Annotated in this window: 8 protein-coding genes; 7 read left to right on the top strand and 1 reads right to left on the bottom strand. The window is 73.4% G+C overall.

Going from position 1 to position 9,587, the window contains the following annotated elements; translation table 11 throughout:
- Nucleotides 1–134: 134 nt before the first annotated feature.
- From Q6969_RS09290 to Q6969_RS09265, 6 genes are all read left to right on the top strand, one after another.
- The gene (locus Q6969_RS09290; protein WP_317230179.1) at nucleotides 135–1,736 is read left to right on the top strand and encodes a CYTH and CHAD domain-containing protein; all 1,602 of its coding nucleotides are present in this window, start codon (nucleotides 135–137) and stop codon (nucleotides 1,734–1,736) included.
- Nucleotides 1,737–1,758: 22 nt separating this feature from the next.
- Nucleotides 1,759–3,492, top strand: coding sequence for a carboxylesterase/lipase family protein (locus tag Q6969_RS09285; protein WP_317230178.1), 1,734 nt, complete (start codon nucleotides 1,759–1,761; stop codon nucleotides 3,490–3,492).
- 117 nt (nucleotides 3,493–3,609) lie between these two features.
- Nucleotides 3,610–4,791: an anion permease gene (locus tag Q6969_RS09280; protein WP_317230177.1), complete on the top strand. Its 1,182-nt coding sequence runs from the start codon at nucleotides 3,610–3,612 to the stop codon at nucleotides 4,789–4,791.
- The gene (locus Q6969_RS09275; protein ID WP_086522029.1) at nucleotides 4,788–5,039 is read left to right on the top strand and encodes a hypothetical protein; all 252 of its coding nucleotides are present in this window, start codon (nucleotides 4,788–4,790) and stop codon (nucleotides 5,037–5,039) included. The genes Q6969_RS09280 and Q6969_RS09275 overlap by 4 nt, the downstream gene beginning before the upstream one ends.
- 138 nt (nucleotides 5,040–5,177) lie before the next feature.
- Nucleotides 5,178–6,653 carry an NCS2 family permease gene (locus tag Q6969_RS09270; protein WP_317230176.1) on the top strand — a complete coding sequence of 492 codons (1,476 nt, stop codon included), beginning with the start codon at nucleotides 5,178–5,180 and terminating at the stop codon, nucleotides 6,651–6,653.
- A 97-nt stretch (nucleotides 6,654–6,750) separates the two neighbouring features.
- The gene (locus Q6969_RS09265) at nucleotides 6,751–8,028 is read left to right on the top strand and encodes an Nramp family divalent metal transporter (RefSeq protein ID WP_317230175.1); all 1,278 of its coding nucleotides are present in this window, start codon (nucleotides 6,751–6,753) and stop codon (nucleotides 8,026–8,028) included.
- 16 nt (nucleotides 8,029–8,044) lie between these two features.
- Here Q6969_RS09265 and Q6969_RS09260 read toward each other — a convergent pair whose 3' ends face one another.
- Complete coding sequence (locus Q6969_RS09260) at nucleotides 8,045–8,572, bottom strand: GtrA family protein (RefSeq protein ID WP_317230174.1); 528 nt, start codon at nucleotides 8,570–8,572, stop codon at nucleotides 8,045–8,047.
- A 195-nt stretch (nucleotides 8,573–8,767) separates the two neighbouring features.
- On the opposite strand from Q6969_RS09260, the gene Q6969_RS09255 reads away from it, so the two are divergent.
- On the top strand, nucleotides 8,768–9,514 hold the full coding sequence (locus Q6969_RS09255) for a polyprenol monophosphomannose synthase (RefSeq protein WP_317230173.1): 747 nt from the start codon (nucleotides 8,768–8,770) through the stop codon (nucleotides 9,512–9,514).
- The last annotated feature ends 73 nt before the right edge of the window (nucleotides 9,515–9,587 follow it).

Genomic DNA, 9,587 nt, shown 5'->3' with positions numbered 1-9,587 from the left:
AGGTCGGCGGCCCGCCTCGCGGCGGCGGTCGGGCGGACGGGCATGCCTGCCAGTCTGACCCACGCCCGGGGCGCCGTCGCGCCCGCGCCCCTCCGCGGCTGGTCGCGCCCCGCCGGGTGCGGTACACAGGGAGGATGGTGCACACGGAGTCGGTCGAGATCGAGCGCAAGTACGACGTCCCCGAGGGGGTGCCCGTCCCCGGCTTCGTCGGCATCCCGGGCATCGCCGAGGCGCGGCCCGCGGAGGCCGTCACGCTCGTCGCCGTCTACCTGGACACGGCGGACCACGCGCTCGCCGACTGCCGCATGATCCTCCGCCGCCGCGAGGGCGGGCACGACGCGGGCTGGCACGTGAAGCTCCCCGCCGACGGGGCCGAGGGCCGTACGGAGCTCGGCTGGCCGCTCGACGACGGCGACGGCGAGGGCGAAGGGCACGGCGGCGACGGCGCGGTCCCGCCCGCGGTGCTCGACGCCGTCGCGGTGCACGTGCGCGGCCGGGAGCTCACGCCCCTCGCACGCCTGGAGACGGTGCGCACCATCGTCACGCTGCACGACGAGGACGGACGGGCGGTCGCCGAGTTCGCCGACGACCGCGTCACCGGCTCTGACGTCCGCGGCGGCACCGTGCGCGCCTGGCACGAGTGGGAGGTGGAGCTGCTGCCCGACGCCCCCGCCGGGCGGAAGCGCCGCACGGCGCTCCTCGACCTGATCGAGCAGCACGTCCTCGACGCCGGGGCGCGGCCCTCCGACAGCGCCTCGAAGCTCGCCCGCGCGCTCGGCGCCGACGCGCTCGGCCGGCAGGCGCCCGCGGGCCCCGCCCTGCCGGATCCCGCGACCCTCCGGAAGGACAGCCCCGCCGCCGACGTCGCACGCGCCATCCTCGCCCGCGGTGTGCGCGACCTCGTCGCCGCCGACCCGCACGTGCGCGCCGACGAGCACGACTCGGTGCACCGGATGCGCGTCGCCGTCCGCCGCCTCCGCAGCGCCCTCCGCACCCATCAGGACGTCATCGACCCCGCCGCCACCGCACCCGTCCGGGCCGAGCTCACCGCGCTCGGCGCCGTGCTCGGCGACGCGCGCGACATGGAGGTGCTGCGCGACCGCGTCGTGTGGTCGGTGGTCGAGCACGACGCGGAGACGGTGCCGGACCACGTGGGCGACGCCCTCCACGACGTCCTCGACGAGCGCTACCACCGCGCCCGCGAGCGCGTCGTCCGGTCGCTGTCCTCGGCGCGCTACGTGGCACTGCTGGAGTCCCTCGACGCCCTGGTGGCGGATCCGCCGCTCACGCACGACGCGTCCGCCCCCGCGGGACCCGCCCTCCACGCCGCGCTCCGCCGCGACGCGGAGCGGGTCGGGCGCCGGAGCGCCGTCGCCCAGGAGGCCGCCGGCGAGGCGGCGCGCGTCGACGCACTGCACGAGGTCCGCAAGGCCGCCAAGCGGCTGCGGTACGCGGCCGAGGAGGTCAGCGGCCGCACGGTCCCCGTCCTCGGGCGGAAGACGATGCGGCTCGCGACCGCGGCGGAGGAGGTGCACGACGAGCTGGGCGAGCACCGCGACGGCCTCGCCATGCAGCGCGTCCTCCGCGAGGAGGCGCGCCGGCTGGCGGCCCGCGGCGAGGACTCCTTCGCGCTCGGCGTGCTGCACGAGGCGGAGCGCCTGCGCACCGAGTCGGCGCTCTGGCGGGCGCAGCGGGCGCTGGAGCGGCTGCTCGCGACCCCCGTCCCGGGAGCCTGAGCCCGGCTCGTAGAATCGTCGGGTGACCCCCGACCCCGCGCCGCCCACCCCGGCGTACGACCCGTCGGAGCTCGACGTGGACGTCACGGGCGGCACGGTCCGCGGGGTGCGCGAGCGGGGCATCGAGGCCTGGCGCGGCATCCCCTACGCGGCCCCTCCGCGCGGCGACCTGCGGTTCCGCGCGCCGCAGCCCGTCGTCCCCTGGGAGGGCGCGCGCTTCGCGCAGCACTTCGGCAAGGTCGCCCCGCAGGTCAGCGCCGGCGCCTTCATGGGGGCGCCGCAGGGGACGCCGATGGGGGAGGACTGCCTCACCGTCAACGTCGTCGCGCCGTCCGGGCTCTCGCCGGACGCCGCGCGCGTGAACCGCGAGTCGCAGCTGCGGCCCGTCATGGTGTTCATCCACGGCGGCGCGTACGTCGTCGGGTCCTCGCGCGAGGACCCCGTGCAGGGCGAGGGCCTGGTGCGCCAGGGCGGCATCGTCTACGTGAGCTTCAACTACCGGCTCGGCGCCCTCGGCTACCTCGACTTCAGCCGCTACTCGACGCCGGAGCGGCCGCTCGAGGCGAACCTCGGCCTGCGGGACCAGGTGCAGGCGCTCCGCTGGGTGCGCGAGAACATCCGGGCCTTCGGCGGCGACCCCGACAACGTCACGGTCTTCGGCGAGTCCGCGGGCGGCAACGCCGTCACCACGCTCATGGCCGTGCCCGCGGCGCACGGCCTGTTCGCGCGCGCCATCGCGCAGAGCTCGCCCACCAACGCCATCTACCCGGCGGAGCAGACGGCGCGGTGGGCGGAGCGCTTCGTCCAGCTCCTGGCCGACCGCGCGGGCCGCGCCCCCGACGACGCGGAGGCGGTGCGCCTCCTCACCGCCGCGAGCTCCTCGACCCTCGCGGCCGCGGCGAACGAGCTCATGGTCCGGACGCCCGACCTGGATCCGGGCACCATCACCTTCAGCCCCGTCATCGACGGCGACGTGCTGCCCGAGCGGCCCCTCGATGCGTTCAAGCACGGGCGGGCGGCGCGCGTGCCGCTCATCATCGGCACGAACGAGCGCGAGGGGTCGCTGTTCACGGGGCGCCTCGACATCCTCGCCACCACCCCCGCGCGCATCGAGGCCGTGTTCGCGAAGACCGACGAGGAGCACCGAGAGGAGCTGGCGGCGCTGTACCCGGGCCTGCCGAAGCGCCGGGCGGCCCTCGACTTCGGCGGCGACTACGCCTTCTGGTACCCGTCGGTCAAGGTCGCCGAGCGCCACGCCCGCTACGCGCCCGTGCACTTCTACCGCTTCGACATCGCCCCGCGCCTCGTCCGCCTCATGGGCCTCGACGCCACTCACGGCCTCGAGCTCTTCGCGCTGTTCGACCGGATGGACTCCCTGCTCGGCCGGGGCATGACCCTCCTCGGCGGTCGGCGCGCGTTCGTCGCGGCCGGCGAGCGGATGCGCATCGCCTGGCTCCGCTTCGCGCAGGACGGCACGGTCGACGAGTCGTGGCCCGCCTACGTCGGCGACGACGAGGACGCGCTCCGCGACCTCGCGGACGATGACGCCCCCGCGGCGGGCACGGGAGCGCCGGGGGAGCGTCAGCCGGCCGGCACGGCGTCCGGATCCCGCCCGCCCCGCGTCCGCCCGGGCGGCATCCGCGACCGCGGACCCCGTCGGCGGGCGACCCTCGTGTTCGACGTGGTCGACCGCGTCGAGCACGACCCGCACGCCGACCGCCGCGTCGCGTGGCGCGACTTCGTACCGCACATCTGAACCCCCGACCCGTCGCCGGACGTACACCCGGCCGCCATCCGCCCGTCACCCGTTCGAGCTGTGCGCATGCAGGCCGTTAGGATCGACGACTGTGATATCCGCTCGAGGGATCCGGTAGTGGATCTCACCCTCATCGTCGTCCTGGTCATCGTCCTGGCGCTGTTCTTCGACTTCACCAACGGCTTCCACGACACGGCCAACGCGATGGCGACCCCCATCGCCACGGGCGCGCTGAAGCCCCGCGTGGCGGTCGCGATCGCCGCGGTGCTGAACCTCGTCGGCGCGTTCCTCAGCACCGAGGTCGCGAAGACCGTCTCCGGCGGCATCATCCGCGAGGGCGACGGCGGCGTGCAGATCACCCCCGCCATGATCTTCGCGGGGCTCATGGGCGCCATCGTCTGGAACCTCGTCACGTGGCTCCGCGGCCTGCCGTCGAGCTCCAGCCACGCGCTGTTCGGCGGCCTCATCGGCGCGGCCGTCGTGGGTGCGGGCCTCGGCTCGGTCGACTTCGGCGTGGTGCTGTCGAAGGTCATCCTCCCGGCGCTCCTCGCCCCCCTCATCGCGGGGCTCATCGCCTACGCGACCACGAAGCTCGCCTACTCGATCACGCGTCGCTCGAGCGGCCCCAACGAGCGCGGCGGCTTCCGCTACGGCCAGATCTTCACGTCGTCCCTCGTGGCCCTCGCGCACGGCACCAACGACGCGCAGAAGACCATGGGCATCATCACCCTCACGCTCATCGCGGGCGGCTTCCAGGCGGCGGGCTCCGGCCCCGAGTTCTGGGTCATCGCGGTGTGCGCGGTCGCCATCGCGCTCGGCACCTACATGGGCGGCTGGCGCATCATCCGCACCATGGGGTCCGGGCTCACCGAGGTGAAGCCCGCGCAGGGCTTCAGCGCCGAGGCCTCGACCGCGGCCACCATCCTCGCGTCCAGCCACCTCGGCTTCGCGCTCTCGACCACGCAGGTCGCCTCGGGCTCGGTCATCGGCTCCGGCCTCGGCCGCCGCGGCGCGTCCGTGCGCTGGAACACCGTCGGCAAGATCGCGCTCGGCTGGCTGCTGACGCTGCCGTCGGCCGCCATCGTCGGCGCCGTCGCGGCCCTCATCGCGAGCACCGGGACGGTCGGCTTCGTCATCGACGCCGTCGTCGGGGTCGCCGTCATCATCTGGATCTTCTGGCGCTCCCGCCGGAACGCCGTCGACGCGCGCAACGCCATCGTCGAGGTCGACGCCGCCGGGTTCGCCGTGCGGGGACGCAAGGCCACCAAGGCCGCCCGGAAGGCCAAGGAGGCCGCATGATCGACTGGAGCGCGTTCCTCGTCGTCGCCGTCGCCGCCCTCGTGGGCGCCGTCGCGGTGGTCTGCCTGTTCTCGCTGGGCGTCCGGCTGCTCGCCGTCGGCACCGAGTACGACGACGAGGGCGACAAGGTCTCGGTCACGGGCATCCGCCCGCAGGCCGCCACGGTGGGCGGCTACGTCTGCTTCGCGCTGAGCGGGATCGCCGTGCTGTACGGCGTCTACCTCATCGTGCCCGCGCTGCACTCCTGATCCCGTCGCCCTCGCGCCCGCGACCCCGCCGTCGCTGGTGCGGGCGGCCCGCGCGCCCCTAGGCTCGACCCCGTCCCGACGCCGTCGTCGGCTCCTCCCTCCTCCTGTCGTCCGACCCGACCCCTCGCGGAAGAAGCCATGACCGAAGCGCGCACGTCGTCCCCCGCCCCCGAGACCTCCGGAGCGCCCGGCGCGCTCGACCGCTTCTTCGAGATCACGAAGCGCGGCTCCACGTACGCGCGGGAGGTCCGCGGCGGGGTCCTCACCTTCGTGACGATGGCCTACATCGTCGTGCTCAACCCGCTGATCCTCGGCGGGTTCAGCGCGGACGCGGCCACGCTCGACGTGGAGGGGAACTGGCTGCAGGCCGCGCAGGTGGGCGCGGCGACCGCGCTCACGGCGGGCGTCATGACGATCCTCTTCGGGCTCGTCGCGCGGCTGCCGTTCGCCTTCGCGGCGGGCCTCGGCATCAACTCGTTCCTCGCCGTGAGCGTGGTCGGCGACGTCACGTGGCCCGAGGCGATGGGCCTCGTCGTGATCAACGGCCTCGTCATCGTGCTGCTCGCCACCACGGGGCTCCGCACGCTGATCTTCCGCGCCGTCCCGCGGGAGCTCAAGACCGCCATCACGGTGGGCATCGGCCTCTTCATCGCGTTCATCGGCTTCGTCGACTCGGGCTTCGTGCGCGGCACCGGCGTGCCGGCCTCGCCGCTCGCGCTCGGCATCGACGGGTCCATCGCGTCGCTGCCGACCGTCGTCTTCATCCTCGGCCTCGTGATCATGGGCGTGCTCATGGCCCGCCGCGTGCCCGGGGCTCTCCTCATCGGCATCGTCGCCACCACGCTCATCGCGATCGTCGTCGAGCAGGTCTTCCGCATCGGCCCGTCCAACACCTCGGGCGCCACCGGCTGGAACCTCAACGCGCCGGTGCTGCCGGGCGTCCCCGTCGCGCTGCCCGACCTCGGGCTCGTCGGCGCGTTCGACTTCGGCGCCTTCGCCCGCATCGGCATCATCTCGAGCCTCATGCTGGTCTTCACGCTGGTCTTCACGAACTTCTTCGACGCCATGGGCACCATGACGGGCCTCGCCAAGGCGGCCGACCTCTCCGACGAGCGCGGCGACTTCCCCCGCCTCAAGGGCGCGCTGGTCGTCGAGGGCTTCGGCGCGGTCGCGGGCGGCGCCACGTCGAGCTCGTCCAACACGGTCTTCATCGAGTCGGCGTCCGGCATCGGCGAGGGCGCCCGCACGGGCCTCGCGTCGATGGTCACGGGCGTGCTGTTCCTCCTCGCCATGTTCTTCACGCCGCTCACGCAGGTCGTGCCGCTCGAGGTCGCGGCCGCCGCGCTCGTCATCGTCGGCACGCTCATGGCCTCGCAGATCAAGGACATCGTCTGGTCCGACTTCTCCGTCGCGCTGCCCGTGTTCCTCACCGTGCTCGTCATGCCGCTCACGTACTCCATCGCCAACGGCATCGGCGTCGGGTTCCTCTCGTGGGTCCTCGTGCGGTCGTTCTCGGGCCGCGTCCGCGAGGTCTCGCCGCTGCTCTGGGTGGTCTCCGCGGGCTTCCTGGTGTTCTTCGCGCGCGGCCCGATCGAGCAGCTGCTCGGCGTCTGAGCCGCGCGGTCGGCGCCGCCCGGCGGGTTGGCGCGACCGGCGGCGGTCCCCGTAGGGTCGTTGGGGACCCCCATCCGACGACGCACGGGAGCCCGCCATGACCGACATCGACACGCGCGGCGACGTCCGCGAGCCGCAGGAGTCCGCCAAGCGCTGGCGCATCATCGGACCGGGCCTCGTGGTCGCGGCCACCGGGATCGGGGCGGGCGACCTCGTCGCGACCCTGGTGGCCGGCTCCCGCTTCGGCTACGCGCTGCTCTGGGCCGCGGTGCTCGGCGTCATCATCAAGATCTTCCTGGTCGAGGGCGCCGGCCGGTACTCGCTCGCCACGGGCCGCACGATCTTCGAGGGCTGGCGCAGCGTCGGCCGCTGGACCACCTGGTACTTCGGGCCGTACATCCTCATCTGGGGCCTCGTGTACGGCGCGGCCGCCATGAGCTCCTCCGCGCTGCCGCTCGCGGCCCTGTTCCCGGGCGTCGACCTCAAGGTCTTCGCGATCGCCTGCGGGCTCCTCGGCGCCGTGGTCGTCTGGTTCGGCCGCTACTCGGCGTTCGAGAGGATCATCGCGGTCTTCGTCGGCCTGATGTTCGTGACCGTGGTGGGTGCCGCGATCGTGACGCTGCCCAACGTCCCGGCGCTCCTGTCGGGCCTCGTGCCGACCATCCCCGAGGGCGGCCTGGTCGTCGCGCTGAGCATCGCGGGCGGCGTCGGCGGCACCATCACGCTCGCCGCCTACGGGTACTGGCTGCGCGAGAAGGGCTGGGTGGCGCCGGGCTGGATGAAGGTCATGCGCATCGACAACTCCGTCGCGTACGTCATGAGCGGCGTGTTCGTGCTGTCGATGCTCGTCGTCGGCGCGGAGCTCCTGTACTCCGCCGACATCGCGCTGGCCGACGGCGAGGGCGGCCTCGTGCAGCTCGCCGACGTGCTGGGGGGGCGGTACGGCGCCTTCATGACCTGGTTCTTCCTGCTCGGCTTCTTCGCCACGTCGTTCTCGTCGATCCTCGGCGTGTGGAACGGGGTCTCGCTGATGTTCGCCGACTTCCTCGGCACCATCCGCGGCCTCGACGTGGAGGACCCGCGTCGTCGCCTCGGGGGCAGCTACTACCGCGGCTTCATCCTGTGGCTGACCATCCCGCCCATCGGGCTGCTGTTCCTCGACCAGCCGATCGGGCTGATCATCGCCTACGGCGTGCTGGGCGCGCTCTTCATGCCGTTCCTCGCGATCACCCTGCTCGTGCTCCTCAACACCGACCGCACCCCGCGGGCCTGGCGGAACCGGCCGCTCAGCAACACCGTGATGGGGCTGTCGGCGCTCCTGTTCGTGGTGCTCGGCGTGCAGCAGCTCGTGACGGAGGTCGGGAAGCTCCTCTAGGGAGCGCCGCGGCGCCTCAGTCCGCGGAGGCGGTGGCGCGCACGGCGGGGGAGCCGTCGGCGTCGGGCGCGTCGTCCCCGCGACCCCCGCCGGGGACCGCGGGCGCCCGGAACACGACGAGCCGGTACAGCGTGAAGTTCCACACCAGCCCGATGAGCACCGCCGTCGCCTTCGCGACGTTGATCTCGAGGAACTCCTGCTCCGCGCTCGTGCCGAACATGAACAGCGACCGGCCGAACGTCGTGTCGAAGCCGCGCTCGAACAGCCAGATGACGCCGCTCTGCAGCAGCAGCGAGCTGAAGCCGGTGACCGCGAAGAACCTCAGGAACCGGCCGACGGTCACGGGCTCGCCGTACCGGAACACGAAGAAGTGGTTGAGGAAGTAGGAGATGGTGATGCCGACCGTCACCGAGACCAGGTTCGCGCCCAGCACGGGCATGCCGGCGGCGAGGATCAGCAGGTTGAGCAGCACGAAGTCGAGGCCCGTGTTCACGAGGCCGGCGACGAGGAATCGGACGCGGCGGTCGGCGAGGAGCTTCGCCATGCGGATCCCCCTCCCTGCGGCGCGGTCGCCGGTCGATCGGCGGACGCACACGGCGTCAGGGCGCCGAGCCTCCCGCCAGCGTAACAAGCGCCGGCCGCGCTCCCGCCGCCCCGCGGCCGGCCGGCCGGTGGCTGGCTAGACTCGACGGGGCCCGCATCCGGGCCGTCCCCCCGACGCGAAGACGGAACCACCAGCTTGAGCAGTCTCACGATCGTGATCCCCACCTACGAGGAGGCGCGCAACGTCGGGGAGCTGCTTCCCCGCCTCGCGGCCATGGCGGCGGAGAACGCCGACTTCGAGATCACGGCGATGATCGTCGACGACTCGTCGCCCGACGGCACCGCGGACCTCGTCCGCTCGCTGGCCCCGACCGTCGAGACCGACACCTTCCACGTGCGCGTGGAGACCCGCGCCGAGAAGGCGGGCCTCGGCGCCGCCTACATCTGGGCGTTCGAGCTGCTCCTCGGGGCCGACGAGCCGCCCACGCACATCCTGCAGATGGACGCCGACCTGTCGCACGACCCGGCGTACATCACGGAGATGCTGCGGCGCGTCCGCGGCGGCGCCGACCTCGTGGTGGCGTCCCGGTACATCCGCGGCGGGGCGACGCCCGACTGGGACCTCAAGCGCCGCTTCCTGAGCGTGGGCGGCAACCTCTACACCCGCCTGTTCCTCGGCTCCCGCATCACCGACTACACGGGCGGCTTCAACCTCTACGAGGCGGGTCTGCTGCGCCGCATCACGCCGTCCACCATCACGACGACGGGCTACGGCTTCCAGATCGAGATGAAGCAGCGCGCGCTGCGGCACGCGGCGCGGCCCACGGAGGTCGCGATCGTGTTCATGGACCGCACCGAGGGCGAGTCGAAGATCCCGAGCGACACGCTCGTGAAGAACCTGCTCCTCGTGCTGCAGCTGCGCTTCGGGCTCCGCCGGGGCTGAGCCGGCCGCGCGCCCGGACCGCCGGCGCCCTAGGCGGCGGGAGCGGCGGCGGGGGAGCCGGGTGGGAGCGCGG

It is taken from the genome of Clavibacter sp. MX14-G9D, assembly GCF_032917815.1.
Classification (GTDB): domain Bacteria; phylum Actinomycetota; class Actinomycetes; order Actinomycetales; family Microbacteriaceae; genus Clavibacter; species Clavibacter michiganensis_K.
The sequence above is the reverse complement of the archived record's forward strand: the minus strand, read 5'-3'. Positions and strand labels throughout refer to the sequence as shown.